General features: G+C 66.9%; 23 protein-coding genes. 6 read left to right on the top strand and 17 right to left on the bottom strand.

Annotated features, from left to right (window positions below; genetic code table 11):
* Positions 1-3: 3 nt before the first annotated feature.
* The gene (locus tag ACTJKJ_RS16645) at positions 4-1,209 is read right to left on the bottom strand and encodes a LacI family DNA-binding transcriptional regulator (RefSeq protein ID WP_440821098.1); all 1,206 of its coding nucleotides are present in this window, start codon (positions 1,207-1,209) and stop codon (positions 4-6) included.
* Positions 1,206-2,501, bottom strand: coding sequence for a sugar MFS transporter (locus ACTJKJ_RS16640; protein ID WP_440821097.1), 1,296 nt, complete (start codon positions 2,499-2,501; stop codon positions 1,206-1,208). Before ACTJKJ_RS16640 ends, ACTJKJ_RS16645 begins: the two co-directional genes overlap by 4 nt.
* A 239-nt stretch (positions 2,502-2,740) precedes the next feature.
* On the opposite strand from ACTJKJ_RS16640, the gene ACTJKJ_RS16635 reads away from it, so the two are divergent.
* Together ACTJKJ_RS16635 and ACTJKJ_RS16630 are read left to right on the top strand one after the other, a co-directional pair.
* On the top strand, positions 2,741-3,799 hold the full coding sequence (locus tag ACTJKJ_RS16635) for a glucokinase (RefSeq protein ID WP_440821096.1): 1,059 nt from the start codon (positions 2,741-2,743) through the stop codon (positions 3,797-3,799).
* Between the two features lie 91 nt (positions 3,800-3,890).
* Entirely contained in the window at positions 3,891-5,330 is a 1,440-nt protein-coding gene (locus ACTJKJ_RS16630; RefSeq protein ID WP_440821095.1) for a chloride channel protein, read from the top strand.
* A 58-nt stretch (positions 5,331-5,388) separates the two neighbouring features.
* Here ACTJKJ_RS16630 and arr read toward each other — a convergent pair whose 3' ends face one another.
* From arr to ACTJKJ_RS16610, 4 genes are all read right to left on the bottom strand, one after another.
* Positions 5,389-5,784 carry an NAD(+)--rifampin ADP-ribosyltransferase gene (gene arr, locus ACTJKJ_RS16625; protein WP_147240084.1) on the bottom strand — a complete coding sequence of 132 codons (396 nt, stop codon included), beginning with the start codon at positions 5,782-5,784 and terminating at the stop codon, positions 5,389-5,391.
* Between the two features lie 38 nt (positions 5,785-5,822).
* Positions 5,823-6,749, bottom strand: coding sequence for an MHFG family PEP-CTERM protein (locus ACTJKJ_RS16620; RefSeq protein ID WP_440821094.1), 927 nt, complete (start codon positions 6,747-6,749; stop codon positions 5,823-5,825).
* A 146-nt stretch (positions 6,750-6,895) separates the two neighbouring features.
* Positions 6,896-7,702, bottom strand: a complete 807-nt coding sequence (locus ACTJKJ_RS16615; RefSeq protein ID WP_440821093.1) for a hypothetical protein — start codon at positions 7,700-7,702, stop codon at positions 6,896-6,898.
* Between the two features lie 160 nt (positions 7,703-7,862).
* The gene (locus ACTJKJ_RS16610; protein WP_440821092.1) at positions 7,863-8,387 is read right to left on the bottom strand and encodes a hypothetical protein; all 525 of its coding nucleotides are present in this window, start codon (positions 8,385-8,387) and stop codon (positions 7,863-7,865) included.
* A gap of 64 nt (positions 8,388-8,451) precedes the next feature.
* Between ACTJKJ_RS16610 and ACTJKJ_RS16605 the strand changes: the two genes are divergently transcribed.
* Positions 8,452-8,784 (top strand): hypothetical protein, encoded by a 333-nt coding sequence (locus ACTJKJ_RS16605; RefSeq protein WP_440821091.1) that lies wholly within the window; start codon positions 8,452-8,454, stop codon positions 8,782-8,784.
* Between the two features lie 111 nt (positions 8,785-8,895).
* Here the strand turns inward: ACTJKJ_RS16605 and ACTJKJ_RS16600 are convergent, their stop codons facing one another.
* From ACTJKJ_RS16600 to ACTJKJ_RS16590, 3 genes are read right to left on the bottom strand one after another with little or no spacing between them, the layout of a single operon-like run.
* Positions 8,896-9,237 (bottom strand): NAD(+)--rifampin ADP-ribosyltransferase, encoded by a 342-nt coding sequence (locus ACTJKJ_RS16600; RefSeq protein ID WP_440821151.1) that lies wholly within the window; start codon positions 9,235-9,237, stop codon positions 8,896-8,898.
* Positions 9,162-9,452, bottom strand: a complete 291-nt coding sequence (locus ACTJKJ_RS16595; protein WP_440821150.1) for a DUF6404 family protein — start codon at positions 9,450-9,452, stop codon at positions 9,162-9,164. Before ACTJKJ_RS16595 ends, ACTJKJ_RS16600 begins: the two co-directional genes overlap by 76 nt.
* A gap of 52 nt (positions 9,453-9,504) precedes the next feature.
* Complete coding sequence (locus ACTJKJ_RS16590) at positions 9,505-9,696, bottom strand: AbiTii domain-containing protein (RefSeq protein WP_440821090.1); 192 nt, start codon at positions 9,694-9,696, stop codon at positions 9,505-9,507.
* Positions 9,697-10,020: 324 nt separating this feature from the next.
* Here ACTJKJ_RS16590 and gapS1 point away from each other — a divergent pair, with 324 nt between their 5' ends.
* Together gapS1 and ACTJKJ_RS16580 are read left to right on the top strand one after the other, a co-directional pair.
* A complete protein-coding gene (gapS1, locus tag ACTJKJ_RS16585; RefSeq protein ID WP_440821089.1) occupies positions 10,021-11,574 on the top strand; it encodes a GapS1 family protein in 1,554 nt (517 codons plus the stop codon).
* Between the two features lie 917 nt (positions 11,575-12,491).
* Positions 12,492-13,421 carry a hypothetical protein gene (locus tag ACTJKJ_RS16580; protein ID WP_440821088.1) on the top strand — a complete coding sequence of 310 codons (930 nt, stop codon included), beginning with the start codon at positions 12,492-12,494 and terminating at the stop codon, positions 13,419-13,421.
* A 417-nt stretch (positions 13,422-13,838) separates the two neighbouring features.
* Here ACTJKJ_RS16580 and glmS read toward each other — a convergent pair whose 3' ends face one another.
* Positions 13,839-15,713 carry a glutamine--fructose-6-phosphate transaminase (isomerizing) gene (gene glmS, locus ACTJKJ_RS16575; protein ID WP_147240079.1) on the bottom strand — a complete coding sequence of 625 codons (1,875 nt, stop codon included), beginning with the start codon at positions 15,711-15,713 and terminating at the stop codon, positions 13,839-13,841.
* A 150-nt stretch (positions 15,714-15,863) separates the two neighbouring features.
* Between glmS and ACTJKJ_RS16570 the strand changes: the two genes are divergently transcribed.
* Positions 15,864-16,349: an Lrp/AsnC family transcriptional regulator gene (locus ACTJKJ_RS16570; protein ID WP_183492982.1), complete on the top strand. Its 486-nt coding sequence runs from the start codon at positions 15,864-15,866 to the stop codon at positions 16,347-16,349.
* Positions 16,350-16,409: 60 nt separating this feature from the next.
* On the opposite strand, the gene ACTJKJ_RS16565 is transcribed toward ACTJKJ_RS16570, so the two are convergent.
* The 7 genes from ACTJKJ_RS16565 to ACTJKJ_RS16535 all read right to left on the bottom strand — a co-directional run bounded on the left by ACTJKJ_RS16565 (position 16,410) and on the right by ACTJKJ_RS16535 (position 23,971).
* Positions 16,410-17,591: a class I SAM-dependent rRNA methyltransferase gene (locus tag ACTJKJ_RS16565; protein WP_147240081.1), complete on the bottom strand. Its 1,182-nt coding sequence runs from the start codon at positions 17,589-17,591 to the stop codon at positions 16,410-16,412.
* A 27-nt stretch (positions 17,592-17,618) separates the two neighbouring features.
* Positions 17,619-18,803, bottom strand: coding sequence for an AAA family ATPase (locus ACTJKJ_RS16560; protein ID WP_183492983.1), 1,185 nt, complete (start codon positions 18,801-18,803; stop codon positions 17,619-17,621).
* A 130-nt stretch (positions 18,804-18,933) separates the two neighbouring features.
* Positions 18,934-20,568: a hypothetical protein gene (locus tag ACTJKJ_RS16555; RefSeq protein WP_183492984.1), complete on the bottom strand. Its 1,635-nt coding sequence runs from the start codon at positions 20,566-20,568 to the stop codon at positions 18,934-18,936.
* 13 nt (positions 20,569-20,581) lie between these two features.
* On the bottom strand, positions 20,582-21,511 hold the full coding sequence (locus tag ACTJKJ_RS16550; protein WP_255488869.1) for a tyrosine recombinase XerC: 930 nt from the start codon (positions 21,509-21,511) through the stop codon (positions 20,582-20,584).
* Complete coding sequence (locus ACTJKJ_RS16545) at positions 21,489-22,199, bottom strand: DUF484 family protein (protein WP_147239755.1); 711 nt, start codon at positions 22,197-22,199, stop codon at positions 21,489-21,491. The genes ACTJKJ_RS16550 and ACTJKJ_RS16545 overlap by 23 nt, the downstream gene beginning before the upstream one ends.
* Entirely contained in the window at positions 22,196-23,071 is an 876-nt protein-coding gene (gene dapF, locus ACTJKJ_RS16540; RefSeq protein WP_440821087.1) for a diaminopimelate epimerase, read from the bottom strand. The genes ACTJKJ_RS16545 and dapF overlap by 4 nt, the downstream gene beginning before the upstream one ends.
* 9 nt (positions 23,072-23,080) lie before the next feature.
* Positions 23,081-23,971, bottom strand: coding sequence for an LpxL/LpxP family acyltransferase (locus tag ACTJKJ_RS16535; RefSeq protein ID WP_440821086.1), 891 nt, complete (start codon positions 23,969-23,971; stop codon positions 23,081-23,083).
* Between the last annotated feature and the right edge of the window lie 152 nt (positions 23,972-24,123).

Here is a 24,123-nt window from a genome sequence, read left to right as displayed (position 1 = left end):
GTCTCAGCGGCGGCGCGGCGGCGCGGCGGAGCCCCGCACCACGAGCTCGGGCGTGAACTGCTCGGCGCCCAGGTCCAGCGGCCGGCCCGACTGGGCGTGGCGCACGCGCTCGATCAGGCGCAGCGCGGCGCGGCGGCCGATCTCGACCGTGTCCTGCCGCGCGGTGGTCAGCGGCGGCCAGGTGAGCTGCGAGAAGGGGCTGTCCTCGAAGCCGGCGATGGCCAGGTCGCTCGGCACGTCGAAGCCGACCGAGCGCGCCGCGGCCAGCACGCCGGCCGCGATCTCGTCGTTGCTGCCGAACACCGCCGTCGGCGGCGCGCTCATCGCCAGCAGCTTGCGCGCGCGACGGAAGCCGGAGTTGAAGTTGAACTCGCCTTCCAGCACCAGTTGCGGATCGACCTCCACGCCGTAGTCGCGCATCGCGTCCATGTAGCCGGCATAACGCTGGACGCTGGACTCGTAGTAGCCCTCGCCCCAGAGGAAGCTGATGCGGCTGTGGCCCAGCTGGATGAGGTGCTCGGTGACGGCATGGGCGGCGCGGCGGTCGTCCACGCGCACGCAGTCCTGCATGTCGCGCGGGTCGTCGCCGGCCGAGACGATGCGGATCACCGCCACGCCGTGCGCCGCCAGCGCCTGGACCAGATCGCGCTGCTCCGACATCGGCGGCGCCAGCACCAGGCCGGCCAGGCGCGAGCGCCGCACCAGGGCCAGCAGTTCCTCGATGGAGCCGTGGGCCGGCGTGCTGCAGGGATGGATCTGCAGGCCGTAGCCCTGCTCGCGGCAGGCCGACAGCACGCCGTTCTGCAGGCTGACCAGGTAATGCGCGTTCGGGTTGCTGTAGACCAGGCCCAGGGCGAAGGAGTGCGTGCCGCGCAGGCTGCGCGCCAGCGGATCGGACTGGTAGTTCAGCGCGGCGATGGCCTGACGCACGCGCTCGCGCATCTCGGGACGCACGGCCGCATCCTCGTTGATCACGCGGGACACGGTCTTGAGCGACACGCCCGCGGCCTCGGCCACGTCGCGGATCGAGGCGCGCGCGGGCGCGACGGCCCGCGGCTCCTCGGTGGCATCGATGCGCTCGGGCGCGGCATCGGCGGCTTCGGTGATCTCGGCGGCCTTGCCGGGCCGGGGAGCCTTGGCGGTCCGGGTTGCCTTGACGGCCTTGGCCGGCGGGGTCGCGGCGGTCTTGGTCTTGGGAGACGGCTTCATTCGGCCTCCCCCTCGCGCAGGCCGACGCGATAACCGGCCAGGCCGTAGTAGAGGATGTACAGATAGCAGGGCGCCATCAGGGCCAGGAACACGAACTGGAAGTCGTAGTGCTGCTTGAGCACCGCGAAGGCCTGCGGAATGATCGCGCCGCCGGCGATGCCCATGATCAGCAGCGCGGCGCCGCGCTCGGTGGCCTCGCCCAGCGCGCGGATCGCGAGCGGGAAGATGGCGGGCCACATCATGGCGTTGGCGAATCCCAGCGCGGCGACGAAGGCCACCGACACATAGCCCTGCGTGGTCCAGGCGCACAGCGACAGCACGACGCCCAGCGACGCGGACACCGCCAGGTAGCGCTGCTGCGAGATGTACTTCGGAATCAGCACCAGGCCGGCCACGTAGCCCAGCAGCATCGCCACCAGCGTGAACGAGGTGAAGAACTTGGTCTGGTCGGCCGGCAGGTTGAAGCCCGCGCCGTAGGTGCCGATCGCGTCGCCGGCCATTACTTCCACGCCGACGTAGACGAACAGGCAGAGCACGCCCAGCCACAGGTGCGGGAAGGCCAGCACGCCGCGCCTGGCGCCGGTGGTGGCGGCCTCGCCGCGGTTGGCCTCGGCCGCGCGGATGTCCGGCAGCGGCGAGCGCAGGATGCCCACGGCGAGGACGGCCAGCACGCCGGCCATGATCATGTAGGGCGTGTGGATCTTCTGCGCGAAGGTATTCAGCAGGATGTCGCGCGTGGTGGCGTCGGCCGTCTTGAGGCTCTCCGCCAGGCCGCCGACGTCGGACAGCACCACCGCGCCCAGCAGCAGGGGCGCGAGGATGCCGGCCACCTTGTTGCAGATCCCCATCCAGGCGATGCGCTGGGCGGCGCTTTCGATCGGGCCGACGATGCTGATGTAGGGATTGGCCGCCGTCTGCAGCAGCGACAGGCCCGCGCCGATCACGAACAGCCCGGTCAGCGCGCCGGGATACAGGCGCATCGACACGAACTGGCCGAAGACCACCGCGCCCGCGGCGATGACCAGCAGGCCGATGGCCATGCCGCGCTTCATGCCGGTGCGCCTGAACACCGCCGCCGACGGCAGCGCCAGGAAGAAGTAGGACAGGTAGAACGCCATCGGCACGAGGAAGGCGTTCACGTCGTCCAGATCGAAGGCCAGCTTCACGAAGGCGATCAACGGTCCGTTGATCCAGGTGAAGAAGCCCATGATGAAGAACAGCAGGCCAATGATCGCCACCGGACCGAGCGGCGCTCGATGGGCGGGCGGGGAAACGGTTCCGGCGATGGACATGCAGGCCTCCGAGGTGAGCAGACTTGTTTATCTTTCTTGATGACACTGTTGTCAATCGAGTCCCGGCACTGTCTCAGTTGCGCACTTCCGCTAAACATGCCTCCAACACAGGGGAAAGTCGATTCCCGCTGAGATTCAAGCGTTGATCGACGAGGGAAAACACCGAGCCTGGACGGCTCAATCTGTCCAATGCAGACATTGATTGACAACAGTGTCATTTGCACTTGAAACTCTTTCGAATGCGCTCTTCCCTGCCCTCGTTCGAACCCGGCGCGTCCGGCCCTGACGTCTTCTTTCTCGCGGCCGACGTGGGGGGCACCCACGCGCGCGTCGGGCTGGGCCGCACCGTGCAGGCCGCGTCCGGCGACAGCCCGGTGGAACTGCTGCACGGCGAGGTCTTCGCCTGCGCGCAATGGCCGGGGCTGGGGGAGCTGCTGGCGGACTTCGTCGCCCGGCTGGCCGATACGCCCTGGGGAGCCGAGGTGTCGATCCAGGCCTGCGTGCTGGCCTGCGCCGGCTACGTGCAGGAGGACCAGGTCGTGAACCGCAACCTGCCGTGGCCGGTGTCGATCTCCGCGCTGCGGCAGCGGCTGGGCATCGAGCGGCTCACCGTGATCAACGATTTCGAGGCGCTGGCGCACGCGGTGCCCTACGTCAAGCCGTGGGACATGCGGCCGCTGATGACGGGCGACGGCAGCGCGGGGGGGCTGGCCTCCGGCACGATCGTCGTCATGGGGCCGGGCACGGGCCTGGGCTGTGCCGCGGTGCTGCCGGGCAGCGCCGGGCCGCAGGTGCTGCCGACGGAGGCGGCGCATGTGTCGCTCGCGCCGGGCACCGCGCGCGAGATCGACATCCTGCGCCTGCTCGCGGGCGACCGCGACCACGTGCCGGTGGAGAACGCGCTGTCCGGGCCGGGGCTGCTCAAGCTGTACCGGGCCATCTCGACGCTGCGCGGGGAGTCACCCGAGCTGGACACGCCGGCCGCGGTGACGGGCGCGGCGCTGGAGCAGCGCTCGGAGGCCGCGATCGAAGCGCTGAGCACCTTCTGCGCCCTGCTGGGCAGCTTCGCGGCGGACCTGGCGGCGCTCTATGGCGCGCATGGCGGGATCCTGCTCGCGGGCGGCATCCTTCCGCGGATCGAGCCCTTCCTGCAGCAGAGCGATTTCAAGAAGCGCTTCCTCAACAAGGGCGTGCTGGCGCCGTTCCTCGAGCGCGTGCCGGTCCACCTGATCGACCACGGCGACCTGGGCGTGCTGGGGGCGGCGTGCTGGCTGGAGCGGGAACTGCGGCGCGATTGAACCGCAGCGTCGCCCCGATCCGCCGTTGGAGTGGCGCCCGCGAAGCCGAATCGCAGGCGTCAACGGGAGGGACGCGCGAGATACTCGCCCGATGGCCGACGAACCGACACGCCCTTCTTCCTCGCCCGGACCCGAGCCGAAGCCACTGGAAGGCCAGCATGATGCGCGGCTGCTGTCCCACGAGCATCACGAGCCGGATTTCATCTCGGCCGTACGGGAGGATCTCTCCGACTGGCGCCAGTGGTTGTCCCGCGCCGTGGTGCTCGCCTTCGCCATCGCCGCGGGCCTGGCGGTGGTGCTGTTCACGTGGGTCAGCGACCAGGCCATCTCGGCGTTCGCCGCGATGCGCAGCTGGTCGCCTTGGGCACCATTGATCTGGACGCCTTGTTGCACGGCGGCGCTCGTCTGGGTGACCCGCCGTTTTGCGCCTGGCGCCGCCGGCTCGGGCATCCCTCAGGTGATGGCCGCCCTGTCGACCCGCGTGCCGGCGAGTCAGCGGGGACTCTTCGTGTCGCTGCGCCTGAGCATCGCCAAGCTCCTGCTCGTCTCTGGCGGCTTGCTCGGCGGCCTGGCGATTGGCCGGGAAGGCCCTTCGGTGCAGATTGCCGCGGGCGTGATGCAACACGCGCAGCGGTGGCTGCCGCGACGCTCCGCGCTGAACCATGACGGCCTTCTGGTGGCCGGCGGGGCTGCGGGGATAGCGGCCGCGTTCAATGCCCCGCTGGCTGGCGTGATGTTCGCGATCGAAGAACTGACACGCAAGCTCGAACAGCGCAGCAGCGGCCTCATCATCGCGGCCATCGTGCTGTCGGGCCTGATGGCGGTCTCGGTCTTCGGCAACGCGAGTTACTTTGGCCGCCTCCGTGTGGACCACCTGACCTGGTCGCATCTGCTTCCAGGCTTGCTGACCGCGATCGGCTGTGGCCTGGCGGGTGGCGTGTTCTCGCGCTTGTTGCAGCGCAGCCTGCTTGGCGGCGACGATCGATTCAGCCGATGGCGCACCCGGTTCCCGGTGCGCTTCGCCTTCGCCTGCGGGCTGGCAATCGCGCTGCTGGGTCTGGTGAGCCAGGGCGCCACCGACGGCAGCGGCTATGAGTACACCCGCGGGCTGGTCGAAGGGCATCTCGACCTGCCGGTGCTCTACGTGACCTTGCGGATCGTCGCCACCTGGTTGGCGGTCTGGTCGGGGGTGCCTGGGGGCATCTTCGCGCCGTCACTGGCCATTGGCGCCGGCATAGGCAGCGACATCGCGCAACTCACCGCCACCACCGAAGGCGCGGCCGCATTGATCGCCATCGGCATGACGGCGTTTCTCGCCGCCGTGACCCAGGCGCCGGTCACCGCCTTCATCATCGTGATGGAGATGGTCGACGGCCACTCCATGGTGCTGAGCCTGATGGCCGCCGCCTTGCTGGCGAGCCTGGTGTCGCGCTGGATCAGCGTGCCGATCTATCACCGCCTGGCTCAGGCACAGCTCGCGCGACTGCCCGCCGACACTGCGGAACCCACCAGTCCGCCCTCTCGCGCCTAGACGCGCTTCGGTCACGGGCTCATCGCGCTCGCGGCCACGCCGGCGAGCGCGCGGCCATTCAGTTGATGATCTCGCCCATGCCGGCTTCAACGCGAGCGCGAAGCGTCTCGATGAATTCGGTGTCGTACTTCTCCCAGTCCTCCAGCTCGCCCACGACCTTCAGGGCGTGCGTGCTCCGATACGAGCGCGTCGGATTGCCGGGAAACTTCTTGTCCGTCACGTTCGGATCGTTCTCGAAGTCGCCGAGGGGCTCGACGAGGTAGACCCGTGGTCGGCCGTTCCCCTTGGCGATCTCGGCGGCGAGTCCGGCGCCTTTGGCGATCGCCGTGAAGTAGATGTGGTTCATCACCAGGCTCGGCTTGTAGTTGGACGTGAAGCCTGGCTTGAGCAGATCGCCGGACCGGAGGTCGGCTTTGGTGCCATGGAAGAAGGGCCCCTGGTCGAGTGCCTGCATGTGTGCTCCGTGCGGGGAATCGGCGTTGAACGCAGCGCTCAACACCGAATGGGGCGCGACAGGACGTCGTGCGCGGTCGGCATCTTACGTAGCCCGACGCGGTCGTCGATGCCGCGCCGAACTCGGCAACGCGACCGCGCCCTGCATGAGCGCCTGAGCGATGCGATGAGCAGACCAAGGCCCGCGATGACCATGGCCGATGTCGATGGCTCCGGCACCGGCACCACGGGCGGGGCCGCCAACGGCGGCGCGACGGTGGGTGGCAGCTCCGTCACGACCGGCGGCAGCACGAAGAGCGGCGGCGGGGGAATCGCTGTCGGCGGTGAGCCCGTTGGCGGCGGACCGATGGATACCCGCGGCGGGCTCACGAACGAGCCCGGCGGCGTCGCCGGCACACCGGTCAGCGGAGACGGCGGCAAGGTCGACAGCGGCGTCGGCGAGTCCCCAGGCACCGGCGCGGGCACACCGGCGCCGGGTGGATCGAAGACCAGTTCTTCATCACCCGGCGGCCTGGCGCCACCGGCACCGCTGCCCGGCGCGCGCTCGATGCGGCTGACATTGCGACACACCGTCGGAACCATCACGCAAGCCGAGCCCTCGCAGTAGACGAGCGCGCGCTCGCGCTGCCCTTCGCTCCAACCGGCGCGGCTGACGGTGCCGCACACGCGGCCCTCGCCGAAATGCATGCCGCGAATGTCGGGCTCGTAATCGGCGCGGCCCACGATGCGATCGCGCGAGATCTCGACCACGTCGTCGTACTCGTGCGCGCGCATCCGGGCCTTGAGCCGCTCGCGCACTGCGGGCGCGATGTCCGTATAGCGATCGACCGCCGCGGGCACGTCGCCCATGAAGCTGTCGTGCCCCGGCCTGTCCCAGGAACAGGCGGCCGGTCCGGCAGCGGTGGCGGCCGCCACGGAATGGGCGATCGCCGCGCCCACGGCCATCGCGGCCAGTCTGGTCAACAAGCGGTGCATCGGCAGGGTGGCGGCCCTGGGGACCTTGTCGGAGTGGAAACCGACAACGGTCTGGCAAGTCAGATACCCGGGGGGCAGGACTTGCGCTGGCGGGCCGGGACATGCCGGTGCGTATTTCGGAGGCGCTGCCTTGAGGTCTAGTCGGTTTTGACTGAGCAGCGGTCGTCATACGGGAACAGGTCGGCGTGGTCCTTCGTGCAGACCACGAAACATCGGTTGACGACCAACTCACGGCGCTCCTGCGCGCTCAGTCCCCCGTCGTCCACATCACCCGGTGGAACTTTGGACAGATCGATGTCGCCGTCCACGTTGAAATGGAACATTCCGTCCAGGAGATAGTCCCGCCGAAAGTCCGTTCGCCAAGACGAATTGCTTCCCCAGCCATGGGCGAGGTCTTGATGCGCGCGCGTCTTTCTGCGGTGCGCCCAATACAGCGTTGATTGGTCCGCTATCCCCGGGGCCATGTGCGCCGAGCCAGCGGACACCGTAACCCCGGCACGCATGAAAAGCATCGGGCCGAGCATCAGGCAGGGCCAGTGGTACTTCAGGATTCGAGCCGGTCGAGCGGGATCGGCAATGGGCGTCAGTCCGACGATCTCGTGATGGAAGGGCGACCATCGTTCGGGGTGAACGATGTCCAATCCGATGCATTGCGCAAACCGGCGGAACTCATCCTCGGTGACCGCTGGCCCCGGCCATTCGCTGCCATCGGCAGACCCCGTCTGGAATCGAAGCGCGAGCAGTTCGAGCACACGATGGGCCGCATAGAGATGCCAGAGTTCTTCGCTGGACATCTTGGGAATCGGAGTGCCGGTGCGGGCACCCAGAGATCGCAGCAGCTCGATTTCCGGGAGGTTGTTATCCAACCAAGGGCGCAGGAGGTCATCGAAGGCAGCCTGACCTTCGTATTCCAGCAGCGAGTGATACAGAGATCGAAAGGACATCTTCTCGGCGACGTTCGTCGGTCTTGCGCAGATTGTCCGGCGTATGTCCTCGAACTACATCAGCTCCCTTGCAAGCTGCTCAGAAGCGTGCGCGGAACCCGGGATCGGGGATCGGGGAGGCGGATGCAATGTCCGCTCGCGCTCACTGCGGACGGCCGATTCAGGGTGAAGGCGGCACCTTGAATTTGGCCCTGGACGCTGAATCAGCATTGGTGATTTTCTGCCGGGCCGCTGTCAAGAAGGCCGCACGAAACGTCGCTTGCTGCTCGTGCAGCGCTAAAGACTCGGCCGCGCGTTCGAGGTCACGCCAGAATCCAGCTTTCGGTGACTCAACGGCACCACGCGCGCTGAGTTCCACCATCCACTCACGTAAAGAGATCTCCGAAAGAACGTCAAGAACCTTCCCTAGTGGCACGGCTTCCGACGGCAATTCGGGCGGTCTCAAAAGGGGTTTCAAGTAGCTTGCTGCTGCGAGCAGACTTGCGTGAGCCGCAGACAGCCGCGTGATCCGAGCGACGTCTGTCATGGGAGAAGATCTCGCGCAGTGGGATGGAGACGAGTCTATATCGCCGCTCTGCCGTGCCGTATGGCGCTCGATCACTTCGGGCTGGAGCTTGGCGCCCTCCCCGCCCAGCACAACCTCTTGATGTCGAGGCGTCCAACGCATGCTCAAATGTTTGTCCATGCGTCTTGTGACTCACCCCTTTGGCCCTTCTTTGGAAGTCCATCCAACCTCAGACGTTGAGAGTTTGAGCTATTCGTCGAAGGGGATGGTGGTACGCGTGGCGTGCGAGGTCAGCGCGGAAGGGCAGATTCGCGGCTTGGATGTGTCGTTCAATGACGCAACGGCCTTCCGCTACCTGAATGAGGTTGACTTGGCGAGGTACTGGAGGTCCGAGGGATTCGTCCGCGGCTATCCAGTGCTGGAAGTTCTGGAAGGCGGCTGGAGCGATGAAGAGGCTGCGCTGCAAGGCTACGAGCAGCGACGCCGAGAGTGGCTTGTCGTGACTGGCAACAGCTGCGTTAGCGTACTTGCAGCGACACACCCGTCGCTGGAGGAGGCCGAGTGGCACCTTGAGTAAGGGCGTTTGTCGGCGGACCTAAGCGGATGCTGCCGAGGGCGAGATTCGGCAGACGGATGCAAGTCGGAGGCGTTGTCGCGACGGCAGCTTGGAGCCGAATCTGCCTGCTGCTCAGTTGATGATCTCACCCATGCCAGCTTCAACGCGAGAACAAAGGGCTTGGATGAATTCCGTGCCGTGCCTTTCCCAGTCCTCTAGCTCGCCCACCACCCTCAGGGCATGCGTGCTCCGATACGAGCGCGTCGGACGGCCGGGAAACTTCTCGTCCGTCACGTTCGGATCGTTCTCCAAGTCGCCGAGTGGCTCGACAAGGTAGACCCGTGGTCTGCCGTCGCCCTTGGCGATGGACGTGACGTAGATGTGGAACACCTGCGTAGCTAGACGCTGCTCCATGACGGAAGTCGATGACGCAGCCTTCCCGCTCGGTAATAGGTGGCGACCGCCGCTCCCCATCCCAGCGTTGTGGCCGCACTTGCAAGAAGCACGGCAAGCGGCGACGTCGTCCATGTCTCGTGATCCATCATGCACAGCCCCAGCACGCAGAGGCCAAGGGGGAGTCCATTGACAAGCGCGACACCGCCGAAGCTCATGAAATGCGGCGGAGGAATCCGAATCCCCAACTTCCAATACGCGGCATACATGGGCGGAAGATATGTACCTCTGTCCATCCCTGTTCGCTCAAGGATGCGTAACGCCCGGGTCACCTTCTCTTTGAAAATTTCAGAGCGCATATCTTGGTAGGTCCTCGACGCTCTCATAGCCGTGGAGCTCTTTGCGAACCCATGCATTGAAGTCGGTCAGTCCCAGCTTCGTCGCAATCACCATGGCCTTTCGCAGCAGCTGCGAAACGTCCGTGGACTCGTCGATAGCTAGCGCCTGAAGTTGAACGACGATTGGAGGTTGCGTTGACATGCGCGCAAGTTTTAGCCAGGAGGAGCTCCATCGTAGCCAACTTGCGAGTCGCGGAAGCCGGCTACGTCAGCTGGTCTTTGACCCAAGGACCACCCTGCGATCAGGCGCCACGTGCCCGCCCACTCCAGCCAAGTCTTTTCGCACCGAGCTCAGATCGCACAATGAGTGGCATCCGCGGCCGGGCGCCCATCCGGTCGACAGACGCTGCGTGCAACGCTGGAAAGGCCAGGAGCAGCCGGCGCTGACCTGGTCAACAGAACACTGCCTTGGAGACCCTTGGGAATTGCCGCGCCGCGTGCCCCGGAACGCTGGCTGAGAGCACTTATGAAAACAAGCCCGCCACTTATCTATCGCATGGCCTCGGCGCTCTCGCCCTCTCCTAAGCGAGGCGTCGAACAGGCGCACCGATCGATTGTCAATCGGCTGCGTCGATACAGCGCAGCATCAATCGTGGAGCACGCGCTCACCATCCTGCACAACCCACCGGCGCAGAAGCTGGACGAGCTGCAAATGATGCCGTGGTTGACGCTATTGCTCGTCAAATGGGCTCTTCAGGACAACGGCGTGCATCTGCGCGTGGGGCCGCCGATTCCGGCCAAGGATTTCAACCGCCTACGACAAGAGTTGTGGGACCTTCAAGATCCTGGTGAGGAGAGGAGACCCGGCAACATCTGGCTCATGCTCCGAGCGAGCATGAATGCACAGCTGCAGTTCCAGCGAGCTGAAAGCTGGTCATTCCTGCGCTGGCCCGCTCTGTACAGCCGGCTGCAAGCAACGACCAACAACAGGCGGCAGTTCCGAGAGGTGATGGGGCTGGAGCCCTCGTCCTTCATCGACCTTACCTATGCGATGTATGCAGCGGTGTTGTCCGGGAAAATTGCGCTGCCGCCTGATTGGCTGCAGCGCCTGCGGCCGCACTACGGCGCCGACGTGGAACAGATGTATGACTTGTTCGTCCGAGACCTTGCAGGTTTGCGGAAGGAGCTGCGGACGGATGCTGCGCAGAAGCTCGCAGGGCGCCAAGAGCTATTCGAGTTTCCCTACTTGCGCCGTTTCCCATTCCTCAGGCAGCGGGACGGTCAGCTCATGTGCTGGCACCCATTGGTCTTCGCCCGCGGGATGGAGGATGCGATCCACCTCAGACTGTCTGCCCTCGGCAAGGACTATGTCGATGAGTTCAGTCGCGTCTTCGAACAGTATGTGACGGAGCTTGCTTCCAGCTCTAACCTGCCGGTTCTCGATGAAGCCGCCTACAAGAAGCAACTGGGCAGCCACTATCCCTCTGTGGAGGCCATCATCGACGGCGGCGACTGCAACATTCTGGTTGAGGCAAAGATGAGTCTCTTTGCTGATGACGTCCTGATTCAGGACAGCGAGACTGTGATCTTCCAAAAGACGAAAAGAATCAGGGATGGCATCAAGCAGGGATGGAAGGTCGGCGCGGTGCTGCGTGACCCCAAGTCAGGCCTTGACCCGAAGTACCGTGTTGCGGAGGACTTCTTGTTGGTCGTGACGAGCAGGGAGCTTCTCATCGGCGGCGGCGAAGCGCTTCAGCGTCTGTACCCTCCGGGGGAGTTCGATTACCCGCACGCGGAGGCCAAGCAACATCTCCCCCTGTCGCAGGTGTTCATACTTTCTGTCGAGGAGTTCGAGCGGACGATGGGGAGCGTTGCAGCAGGCGACGTGCGACTCAACGACCTGCTGCGCGAGGCGGCGAAGGCCAACGGTCATGGAAGCACGGCCCGCATGTTCTTCTCTGATTTCCTCAGGGCGCATACAAAGCGCTGGAGGCAGCCCGCTCTTATGGAGCAGGCGCGCCGAGAGGCCCATGCACGCATCGTCGGGGCTTTCACCGGAGAAGGTCAGAAGGGTGCTTGATAGGTTGGATCAGCGCTGTCGCTGCAGGAAGACAAGAGACGCCGGCTGCAATGAGAATGCTACGGCGTCGATTTCCACCTACGAAGCCAAGCCATCATCCCCTTGGCCGGCGACCCGTCGTCAGACGATGTCGAATCCGACAGCCAAGGCTCCTCCTGTTCAACATCCAGAATGTGAACCTTGCCCGCCCCCCTCAATGACCAGTTCATCGAGTTGTGTGGCAGCGTGAGCCCAACATAGCCACGGCATCCACCGGCAACCTGCAGTTCGTTCACAATCGCTGCGCCTTTCACATTCGCAGTGCAAGGCCCAGGAATGCTGATCGCGATGGATTCGGTATCAACGGTGCGGGTAGTCCCGTTCGTCCATACGTGCAGACCTTCGAGCGCTGCGCGATCCTTTTCCACTAGGTGCACGCCCCATCCGGGCCGATCTTCACAAAGACGTCCGCACACCCCTTCAGCACAATTCGGCGAATCTCGCCGAAAGACCGCTGCGTTCGAACATGAATGTCGAGTATTCGGACGCGGTGGAGGATGCCGCGCGATTGAGTTCAGCGTCCGCCATCTTGACCTTCTGATGAGCAAGAGCCGCATGGACCAGCAAGCCGGGCTGCTCGGCTTGACAGCTTGCAAATCGTGCGGCGCGGCTCGTTGCCGTACTCAAGACCTGGATCAGTTCCCGGGCGACTTGATCCAGGCTTTGAGGATCGTCGCGTCGGTTCTCGGCCAGCAGGTTTTTGTCACCCCCGCTTATCCGAGTGCACCCGGTAGGCGCGTGTGGGCGAGAAGGCGCCCACGACGTACTCCCCGAGATTTTGCCGAGCTGAGGGGCTCCCTCCGGAGACCCGTGCGGCCCACTCGGCCGGCGCGGGTCGCAGCGGGTACATTGGCCGGGGTCCAACTTGGTGCCATTTCATGACCGACAACGCGCCGAGGTATGAGAGTCGCGACGCTTACGTCTCAGCTCTGAAGAAGTTCGATGCCGCAATCTGCGAGGCCATAGCAGTCAGTCAAGCGTCGGCAAACAGGATGACCGCAACCCACTGGGGTTACGCGTCCTATGTTTACGCCCAGCTATGCTCAACAGGTGTGTCTCTAGTACGCGCTGCACCAATGTCACGATGGGTTCAGTCCGACTTCCAGCACTGGACGTTCGGAAACATCGCGGGATATGCGCGCGCTCTCCTAGACGGCTACCTGCTCTTCAGCTACCTGATCGAACCCACGGAGTCCGAAGCCGAGCTGGAGACGAGGGTCTGCGTGATGCACCTAAACGATTGCACGAGGCGCATTGAGTTGCATAGGGATGTTGGCGCCATCGAGGACATTGAAGGCTTCGAGCAACAGAGGACCGAGCTTAGAGAGAAGCTGGCGGCCAACAGTTACTTTGCCGCGCTCGACCCCAAGCTCAAGAGGAATTGCTTATCCGGCAACTACCTGATGACGGACTCACGCGACGAACGCGTGCAAAAGATTGGCATTCCAAAAGGAACGTTTGACGCGCTCTACGACCTCTGGTCTCAGCACGTGCACATCCTGCCCCTATCGTTCTACCGTATGGAACCGAATGGCCGCGGCACTGGCCTGGAGAACGCTGTTGACCGCAGCTACATGGTTCAAGCGCTGGAGCTCTGCGCCGCCCTGCTGGAGGACGCCACCGACAGCATGGTGCTCAAATTCCCCGACGTCGCGGGGGTGCGGCATGGCATCAACTCAGAGTTCTCCCCAGGCCCTCGCTCGAACCTGCCGAGACGACGGAAGCCTGGGAAGCCTCCGACAGCATCGCCGCCAAAGGCGACCGAGACCTCCTCAGCCCTTTCAACGCTCTTCACGAAGCCCAAGTAGAGCGTCGAGCGCAGAGGATCATAGAGTTCCAGCCTTCACGACGACCGCCTAGACCGACCTGCGTCGGGCGCGCATCGAAGGTACAACGCCTACGCTCACCACGACTACGCCTATCGCGGTCAGCAAGCTTGACGGTGGCAAACCCGCTGAACCGGTGGTGCCGACTGCACAAGCTCTTGAAAGCTTCCCCCGGTAGCCATTTAAGCAGCGGGACGCGAACTTCCAAAGCCAGGCTGCGGTCGTTCATCGTGGCAGCACCGTACCTGGTGATGACCGCGTTGGGAAGCCCAAAGTGCGGCCGGCCCGTACAGAGACGGGCCTGCTGAGGGTCAGGCGTTGCCGTTTACGACTTTAGAGTCCCAGACCGTTTACGGCATCAATTGGGAGGAACACAGCTGAGGACCCGCGCTAGCCCCCTCACTCCACCGTCACACTCTTTGCCAAATTCCGCGGCTTATCCACGTCCGTGCCGCGCGCGCACGCCGTGTGATACGCCAGCAGCTGCAGCGGCACCGTATGCAGGATCGGACTCAGCGCGCCGTAATGCTCCGGCAGCCGGATCACATGCAGCCCCGGCTCGCTCTCGATCCGCGTGTCGCCGTCAGCGAAGACGAACAGCTCGCCACCGCGCGCTCGCACTTCCTGCATGTTGCTCTTGAGCTTCTCCAGCAGCGTGTCGTTCGGCGCCACCGTCACCACCGGCATCTGCGCCGTCACCAGCGCCAGCGGGCCGTGCTTCAACTCGCCCGCCGGGTAGGCCTCGGCGTGGATGTAGCTGATCTCCTTGAGCTTCAGAGCGCCTTCCAGCGCGATCGGGTAATGCAGCCCGCGGCCCAGGAACAGCGCGTTCTCCTTGCGCGCGAATTCCTCGCTCCACGCGATCACCTGCGGCTCCAGCGCCAGCACCGCCTGCACCGCCACCGGCAGGTGGCGCAGCGCCTTCAGGTGCTCCGCCTCCTGCTCGTCCGTCAGGTGACCCCGCGTCTGCGCCAGCGCCAGCGTCAGCAGGAACAGGCCCACCAGCTGCGTCGTGAAGGCCTTCGTCGACGCCACGCCGATCTCGGCGCCGGCGCGCGTGATGTAGGCCAGCGCGCATTCGCGCACCATCGCGCTCGTCGACACGTTGCACACCGTCAGCGTGTGCAGCATGCCCAGCGAGCGCGCATGCTTGAGCGCCGCCAGCGTGTCCGCCGTCTCGCCGCTCTGGCTGATCGTCACCACCAGCGTGCGCGGATTCGGAACGCTCTCGCGGTAGCGGTACTCGCTGGCGATCTCCACGCTGGTCGGGATCTTCGCGATGCTCTCCAGCCAGTACTTGGCCGTCGAACCCGCGTAATAGCTGGTCCCGCACGCCAGGATCAGCACCGAGTCGACCTCCTTGAACACCCGGTACGCGCCGTCGCCGAAGAGCTCCGGGCTGATGCCCGTCACCGCGTCCAGCGTGTTGGCGATCGCCACCGGCTGCTCGAAGATTTCCTTCTGCATGTAGTGCCGGTACGGCCCGAGCTCCGCGGCGCCGCTGTGCGCATGCACCGTCTTCACCTCGCGCTCGACATTGACGAAACGCCCCGTCGCCTCATCCTTGCGGCTGATCCAGTACCGACCCAATTGCAGGTCGACGACGTCACCCTCTTCCAGGTAGACGATCTGGTCGGTCACGCCGGCCAATGCCATCGCGTCCGAAGCGACGAAATTGGCGCCCGCGTATTCGTCCCGGCCCACGCCCAGCACCATCGGCGAGCCCTCGCGCGCGCCGATCACCCGATGCGGCTCGTCCTTGTGGAACACCGCGATCGCATACGCGCCGCGCAGTTGCCCCACCGCGGTCTGCACCGCTTCCAGCAGGTCGCCGTGGTAATGGAAGTCCACCAGATGGGCGATGACCTCGGTGTCGGTCTGGCTGTGGAAGACATAACCGCGGCCCTTCAGCTCAGCGCGCAGTTCGTCGTGGTTCTCGATGATCCCGTTGTGGACCAGCGCCACGCGGCCAGGCTGGCGATGCGCCTCGGCGCCCGGGCCGTGCGAGAAGTGGGGATGCGCGTTGTGCACCGCCGGCGCACCGTGCGTCGCCCAGCGCGTGTGCGCGATGCCGGTGCCGGCCGCCACGCCGTCCTGCGCGGCAAGCGCCTGCAGCTCCGCCACCCGCGAGGTGCTGCGCGCCCGGCGCAGCATGCCGTCCTGGTGCACCGCCACGCCGCAGGAGTCATAGCCGCGGTACTCGAGCCGCTTCAGGCCCTCGATCAGGATGGGAACGATGTCTTTCTGGCTGACCGCGCCGACGATGCCGCACATGGTGTGTCTCCCCGGTTGTCCCGGATGAATTGCGAATGGGCGCCATCCTAGGCACGCCGATCAGGTGGATGCTTTCAAATTGATGCCATCAATGAAAGAATCACTCGTGATCAACGTGTCACGCTATATTCTTTCATTGAAAAACAAATCATGAAATCTTCCATCGAGCTGGACACCATCGATCTGAGGGTGTTGGACCTCCTCCAGCAGGATGCGTCGCTTTCCAACCAAGCCTTGGCGGAACGCGCGCATGTCTCGCCCGCCACCTGCCTGCGCCGCGTGCGGCGGCTGGTGGAGACCGGCGTGATCGAGAAACAGGTGGCCATCCTCTCGCCGGACAAGCTGGGCGCGGGCCTGTCGGCACTGGTCGAGATCACGCTCGACCGCCAGGGCGCCGAGCACCTGGACGCCTTCGAGGCCATCGCCGTCGCGGCGCCCGAGGTCCAGCAGTGCTGGCGCGTCGCGCCGGGGCCGGACTTCGTGCTGGTGCTGCAGGTGCCGGACATGCCGGCCTATCACGCGCTGGTGCAGCGGCTCTTCACCCAGCAGGCCAACGTCCGCAACGTGAAGGCCTTCTTCAGCGTCAAGCGCGCGAAGTTCGAGCCGCGCCTGGCCCTCCCGGCGGCGCGCCCTTGAGGCCCCCCCCCACTCTCCCGCTTGCGGGTGAGGCTCGGGAGAAGGCCAGCGCTTGCGCCGTCAGCGCTTGAGGATGAGCAACCCCTTGAGGTACTCGCCCTCCGGGAAGTAGATGGTCTGCGGATGATCCGGCGTCGCGCCGACGCGGTCCAGGATGAGCCCGTCCGCGCCCGCGTCGATGCCGGCGCCGGCCACGATCTTGTGGAACAGCTCCGGCCCCACGCCGCCCGAGCACGAGAAGGTGAAGAGCAGTCCGCCCGGATTCAGCAGCATCAGCCCGAGCCGGTTGATGTCCTTGTAGGCGCGCGCAGCGCGTTCCGCATGAGCCGCCGTCGGCGCGAACTTGGGCGGGTCCAGCACGATCGCGTCGAAGCGCCGCCCCTGACGGAGCAGGTCGCGCAGCGTGTGGTTCACGTCGGCATCCAGCGCCGTGTGCCGCGCCGGATCGAAGCCGTTGAGCGCGACGTGCGCGGTGGCGCGCTCGAGCGCGGGCCCGGACGAGTCCACGCTGATGACCTCGCTCGCGCCACCGGCGAGCGCCGCGACGGAGAAGCCGCCGGTGTAGCTGAAGCAGTTCAGCACCGACTGGCACCCGTACTGCCGCACCGCCTCGGCGAACTTGCGGCGGTTGTCGCGTTGGTCGAGGTAGTAGCCGGTCTTGTGGCCCTCGGCCACGTCCAGGCTGAGCTTCCAGGTGTTCTCCGAGATGACGATCTCGGTCGGGCCCTCGCCGCGCAGCCAGCCGGTGACCGGCGCCAGGCCCTCGAGCGTGCGCACGTTGGCGTCGGAGCGCTCGTACAGCCGCGTCAGTCCGGTCTGCGCGAGCAGCTGGTCGGCGATGGTCTGCTTCCAGCGCTCGGTGCCGGCGGACAGGAACTGCGCGCTGAGCGTGTCGCCGTAGCGGTCGACGATCAGCCCGGGCAGGCCGTCGGCCTCGCCGTGGATCAGGCGCACGGCATCGGAGTCGATCGGCATGCGCGCCCGCAGCGCGATCGCGGCGGCGATGCGGCGCTCGAAGAAGGCGGCGTCGATGCGCTCCTGCTCATCGAAGCTCCAGGCGCGCACGCGGATCAGCGATTCCGGACTGAACGACGCCCAGCACAGGAAGCGGCCATCGGCGGCCTCGACCCGCACGGTCTCGCCGGCGTCGGCCTTGCCCTTGGCGATGGAGCCCTCGAACACCCACGGGTGGCGGCGCAGCAGCGAGCGGTCCTTGCCCTCGCGCAGACGAATTGCTTTCATGGGGGCGGATTGTCCTTGACGACGGCGCTAGTCGTCTCCCAGCCCCTGCACCTGCCGCGGCACCGGCGGCCAGGTGCCGTTCCTGCGGCGCTCATCGAACCAGCGATGCATCGCGGCGTCCTGCACCGCGTACTCGCCGCGCGCGGACTTCCAGACCAGCACCGGCGAGCGCTCGCGCAGCGACTCCAGCGCCCGCTGCGCCATCCCCACGCTGACTGGCTGGGCCAGCAGTTCGCCATAAAAGCGCAGCGCCTCGGCATCGAAGGCGCGGAAGCGCCCGCCCATCTCCAGCATCCGCCACAGCACCACCTGCTCGATGGGCTTGAGGCCCAGGAAGGTGGATTCCATCTCCTCCTCGTCCCGGCGCGAATGCTCCGAGGAGGCCTCCAGCAGGGCCTTCTCGAAGCGCCCGCGGATGCCGGAGAAGGGACTCAGCACGCCGTCCAGCGTCGACATGAACAGCTGCGGCCGATGGCCGATGGCCTCGAAGGCCTGCTGGAGCGCCGCTTGGTCCACCGGCGCCAGCGAGGGACGTTGCGCTTCGATCAGGCCGGCCACATGCGCGATGAAATCGGCCCCCAGCGGCGGCATGCGTTGCACCTGCGATCCGAAGAACGGCGCCGCGTTCGAATTGACCAGCCGCATGAGCTTGTCGCGGTCGGAGCCGGACATCACCAGCATCAAGTTGACCTCGTCGCGCCGGTTCAGCTGATCGCGCGCCGACTTCAGCGAGGTCATCGCCACCTCGCCGCGCTCACTGGTCAGCGCCTGCTGCGCCTCGTCGATGATCAGCGCCACCGGTTTGCCGGCGGTCTCGTTGAGCGCCCGCAGCGCGTCGACGAGGGTGAGTCCGTCCACCCGGCCGATACGGCTCGTGTCCACCTGCAGCCAGCCCGCCAGGCTGAGCTTGTCCAGGCCCGCCTTCTTCGCGGCACGCGCGACCAGGCCGAGTTGAGGCTCCAGCGCCTTGCCGATGGCGTCCGCGATGACGGTGGCCGGATCGCGGCCGGTGTCTTCCCACAGGTCCGTGTAGACGACCACCACGCCTTCGGCCTCGAGGGCCGGCTTGAGGTCGGCCTGCAGGAAGGTGGATTTGCCGGTCCGCCGGGGCCCGGACAGGAACAGGCCGTTGTGGGCGTCGCCGAACAGCGTCCGGCCCATCAGCGCCGGCACCATCTGCCGCGCCAAGTCGGTCCGGGGGAAGGAGATCATCGTTTTATCGGCAAATTATCGGGAAGGCGATAATTTATCGGTCCGCCCGATAAAACTCAATAATCGGCGCCGCGGCCCGCTGGCGGACCGCGTGGCGCGGCGGCCGGAATCCGCTGCGCCCCGGCCCCAATCAGCGCTTCGCCGCCGGCCCCAAGGTCCCGAAGGCCCAGCCGATGTTCAGGCTGACCATCGGGGTGCTGTGCTTCTCGCCGCCCAGCGCCTTCCACTGGCCGACGCCGACCTTCACCCGCAGGCGGTCACGGCCGGTGCCTTCCCATTGCGTCCAGACCTCGCCCTGCGTCACCGCGCCACCGCCGACCGACACGCCGCCCCCGCCCGCCGCGCCGACCAGCGCTTCCGCGCCGACACGCATGCCGTTCCACTTGGGCGACTGCGCGCCCAGGCCGAACATGCCGTAGGAGAACGCGCCCGCCTTGCCCAGCGCCGCGCTGCCGGCGTGTGCCACGCCGTACCACGGGCCGCCGAAGTCGCGCGTCATGCCGATGCCCAGGCCGGTCACGTTGTCGCGGGAGCCGTCCTTGAACTTGAAGTCCTTGAAGTAGGGCGTGCTCAGGTACAGCGTCTGCGCGCGCACCGTGCCCGACTCCAGCGGCGGCGTGTTCAGGATGCGCGAGACCTTCTCCAGCGGCAGCGCCAGCGACCCGCGCACCTGGAAGGAGTCGTAATGGCCCCACGGCGCCTTCATGTAGCCCGCATCCAGCCGCAGCGTCGGCCCCCAGGGCGTGATCCAGCGCAGCGTCGGCCCGACCCGCACCAGCCAGCCGTTGCCGGTGTCCATGTCGCCGCCGCCGCCCAGCCCGAAGGACAGCTGCCCGCCCACCCGCAGGCGCTGGCTGCCGATGCCCCAGTCCTGGCCCGCGTTGGCGAGGATCTCCATGTAGCCGTCGTGACCGCCGGACGCGGCGCCCGAAGCCTCCAGGCCCCACCACGAGGAACCGTCGCCGAAGTACTGACGCAGGTCGCCGCCGGCCTTGCCCTTGCGGCCGGTGAGCGGCACGCCGCCGCGCGTGCGGCTGCCGCTGCGCGGTTTCTCGACGCCGGCGCTCAGCGCGATTTCGTCGAAGCCCATGCCGGTGCGGTCGCCCGCGCGGCCCGGCGAGCCCGAGTCGCTCGGGCTGAAGCTCAGGAAGCGGTCCATCCGGCCGATGGTGAACGCGACGCCGGTGTCCTTGATGTTGCCGTTGCCGTTCGGGAAGGTGACGTGCGACACGCCCACGCCGGCGTACCAGTTGCCGAACTCGCCGCGCAGCGACAGCTCGGGCCGCAGCATCAGGCCGCCGCCCGGACGCACCTTGTCGGAGCTCACGCCGCCGCCCGCGCCGGCATAGACGCTGGCCGCCAGGTGCAGATTGGGGCCGACGCGAAAGCGCCGCTGCAGGTTGAAGCCGACGGTGAACAGCCCGCCGAACTCGCCTTTGGCGGCGCCGTAGGCGGCCGGGCCGATGCCCCAGTCCTCGTTGATGGCGACCATGTAGTGCGCCCCGAGCAGCGCGGTCTTCTGCCCGGTGGGCATCTTGATCGGCGACCAGTTCAGCTCGAACGCGGCGGGCCGGCTGTCGGTCGCGGTCACGACCCGCGGCGGCTCCTTCAGCTCCGGTGTCACGGACGGCGCCGAGACCACCGGCGGCTCGGCCCCGGGCGCTTGCGTCTGCGCCTGCGCTTGGGCCGCGAGCAGCGCCGAGCACAGCAGCAGCGGACGGGACGGGAACGGGGCCTTCGAGGCGATCAGGGCGGTGCGGGGCATCGGGATCAATCGGTTATTTCTTGCGGGCACGCGGGTGCGCCGCGTCGTAGACCTTGGCCAGGTGCTGGAAGTCCAGCCGGGTGTAGACCTGCGTGGTGCTGATGTTGGCGTGGCCCAGCAGTTCCTGGACCGCGCGCAGGTCGCCGCTGCTCTGCAGCAGGTGCGACGCGAACGAGTGGCGCAGCATGTGCGGATGGACATGCGTCGGCATGCCCGCGGCCAGGGCCCGCTGCTTCAGGCGCTTGCGGACCTGGTCGGCGCTCAGCCGGCGGCCGCGCGGGCCGACCAGCAGCGCCGGCTCGTCGGCCGCGGCCCATTGGCCGCGCACCGCCAGCCATTGCTGCAGGGCCGCCAGCGACGGCCCGCCCAGCGGCACCGCGCGGCGCTTGGCGCCCTTGCCCAGCACCTGCGCCTCGGCGGCGTCGGGCACGATCCAGCCGGCCGAGCCCGCGTGATGCCGCAGGTCCAGGCCCACCAGCTCCGACACCCGCAGGCCGCTGCCGTAGAGCAGCTCGACGAGGCAGCGCTCGAGCGCTTCCATCACGGGATCGGCGACGTCCTGATGGTGCTCAGCCAGCCGCACCGCGTCGTCCACGCCCAGCGCCTTGGGCAGGGGCCGGCCCTGCTTGGGCGCGTGCAGGTCGGCGATCGGGTTGGCATCGACCAGCCCCTGCTGCCCCAGCCAGCGGTACCAGCCGCGCCAGGCGGACAGGATCAGCGCCAGCGTGCGCGGCTTGAGCTTCTCGGCATGCAGCTGGGCCAGGCCTCGCCGCGCCTGGTGCGCGCTCAGGCGCAGCAGGTCCAGCCCCTGCGCCGAGGCGAAGCCGGTCAACCGCTGCAGCGCTTCCGTGTACAGCGTCAGCGTGCGCTCCGCCAGGCGGCGCTGCACGCGCAGATGGTCCAGGTAGCGGCGCTGCTCGTCAGTCAGGCTGACGGTCGACATGGCCGGCGGCATGGGGGTCGGCGTGCAGCAGGCGCGACAGCGCGGCGCTCGCGATCTCGCCGACGCGGGACAGGAACTCGGTGCCCATCTCGGCCGTGTAGCGCGTCGGATCCGGCGAGCCCAGCACCAGCAGGCCGAAGGGCTGCGCCGGCGCGCCCGCCGTCAGCGGCACCAGCGCCAGCGACGCGACGTCGTCCTCGAGCCAGCGCGCCGCCTCGAAGCCCGAATTGATGCCGCAGTAGGGCTGGTTCAGGCTGCCGACGAAGGTCTTCACGTCCGGGTTGACCTCGGCCGCGAAGGGCGCGAGCGCATGACCGGCGCCGACGTTCCACAGCCGCAGCCCGGCCTGCGGGATCAGGAACTGGTGGCGCAGCTCGCGCAGCAGCACCTCGGGCAGCTGGCTGTCGTCGCGGGTAAGCATCAGCGCCAGCGTCCAGCGGTGCAGCCGGTCGGCGATCGCGACGTTCTCCTGCCCGTTGCGGATCATCTCGATGATCTTGTGCTCCAGGCCGCGGATCTTGTCGCGCAGCAGCTCCGCCTGGCGCTCCTGCAGCGAGACCGCGCGCTGCCCGTGCGGATGCGAGATCCGGACGTTGGCCAGCAGCTCGGCGTGACGTTCGAAGAACGCCGGGTCATTCGCCAGGTAGTCGGCGATATCTTGTTCGGTGATGCCTTCGATGCCGCTCACAGTTCGATTTCTCCTTCAAAGACCGTCTGTGCCGGCCCTGTCATGTAGACCGGGGCGTCGAGCCCCGGGCCGCCCGGCGTCATGCCGGCCCATTCGATGCGCAGGTCGCCGCCGCGGGTGTGCACTTCCACCGCCTCGTCCAGCCAGCCCAGCCGGATGCCGGCCACCACCGCCGCGCACGCGCCGGTGCCGCAGGCCAGCGTCTCGCCAGCGCCGCGCTCGTACACGCGCAGCTTCACCTCGCGTCGGCTGATCACCTGCAGGAAGCCGGCATTCACCCGGCGCGGGAAGGCTTCATGGTTCTCGACCAGCGGCCCCACGATGCCCACCGGCGCGTGATCGACGTCCTCGACCCGCTGCACCGCGTGCGGATTGCCCATCGACAGCACCGCGACCTCGGCCGTCATGCCGTCACCCAGGTCCAGCGGCCAGCGCTGGAAACCATGTTCGGTCTTGGGCATCGTGTCGCGCGGGTCGAAGGGGATGCGCGGCAGGTCGAAGACCGGCGCGCCCATGTCCACCGTGACGCGGCCATCGTCGCGCAGGCGCAGCTCGAGCAGCGCGTTGATCGTCTGGACGCGGATGGTGCGCTTGTCGGTCAGGCCCTTGTCGACGACGAAGCGCACGAAGCAGCGCGCGCCATTGCCGCACTGCTCCACCTCGGAACCGTCCGAGTTGAAGATGCGGTAGCCGAAGTCCACGTCGGGCGTCTTCGGCGCCTCGATCACCAGCACCTGGTCGCAGCCCACGCCGAAGCGGCGGTCGGCGACGCGCCGCAGCTGATCGGCGCTCAGCGGCATCGGGTGGCGCGTGGCGTCCAGCACGACGAAGTCGTTGCCGGCGCCCTGCATCTTGGTGAAGCGCAGTTTCATGGGGGCGGATTATCGGGAATACAGCGACGGCTCGCCCGGCGGGCGGGTCTTGAATCGCTTGTGGACCCAGAAATACTGGGCCGGGTGTTCGCGGATGCGGTCCTCGAGCCAGCGGTGAAAGCGCAGCGCGTCGGCCTCGACATCGCCGCTGGGGTAGCCGACCAGCGGCTCATGGGCGTGGATGACGATGCCCTCCCCCTTGGGCAGCATCGTGACGATGACCGGTTGCACCACCATCTTCATGGTCTCGGCGATCTTGGCCGGCGCCAGCAGCGTGTTGGCCGGCACGCCGAAGAAGGGCACGAAGGCCGAGTCCTTCGGACCGAAGTCCATGTCCGGCAGGTTCAGGAAGGAGTAGCCGTCGCGGATCGCCCGCAGGATGCTGCGCACGCCCTCCTGGCGATCGACCAGCTTGGTCGTCCCGAAGCGCGAGCGCGCCTTGCGCAGCGCCTCGTCGAACAGCGCGTTGCTCTGGCGCTGGTAGATGCTGGCGCCCGGGCGCGACTGGTTCAGCATCAGCGCCGGGCCGATCCAGTCCAGGCCCACGAAATGCGGCATCAGCCACATCACCGGCCGGTCGACCTGCTCGGAGAGCTTGATGTTGCCCTCGATGCGCATCAGCCGCAGCAGGCGCCGGTCGGACGCGTACCAGAGCAGGCCGCGCTCCAGCAGGCTGCGGCCCAGCCAGCCGAAGTGCTCGCGCACCAGGGCCTGGCGCTCAGCGAGGGATTTCTCGGGGAAGCAGAGTTCCACGTTGCGCAGCGCGACGCGCCGGCGCGATCCGGCGACCCGGTGCAGCAGCGCGCCCAGTCCCCACCCGAGCGCGGCCAGCCAGCGCAGCGGCAGCCAGTGCAGCAGCCAAAGCAGCGCGATCAGCGCATATGTACCCAGTTTTCCCATCCACCCATCCGTGGGCCCTTTCGGGCCTTTCCTATAATGCGCGCCCATGTCGCCGAGTTAATCTGGACAACTTGCGGGGCGACTCATAAATCCCGCTAAAGCGTTCGCCGCCTGACTCCCAGGTCTCGGCAACGCCCGAAGACTGAATCACA

Origin of the sequence: Roseateles sp. 22389 (assembly GCF_052044995.1) — a bacterium.
In the GTDB taxonomy this organism is placed as follows: Bacteria; Pseudomonadota; Gammaproteobacteria; order Burkholderiales; family Burkholderiaceae_C; genus Roseateles.
This window is presented reverse-complemented; position numbering and strand designations above follow the sequence as displayed.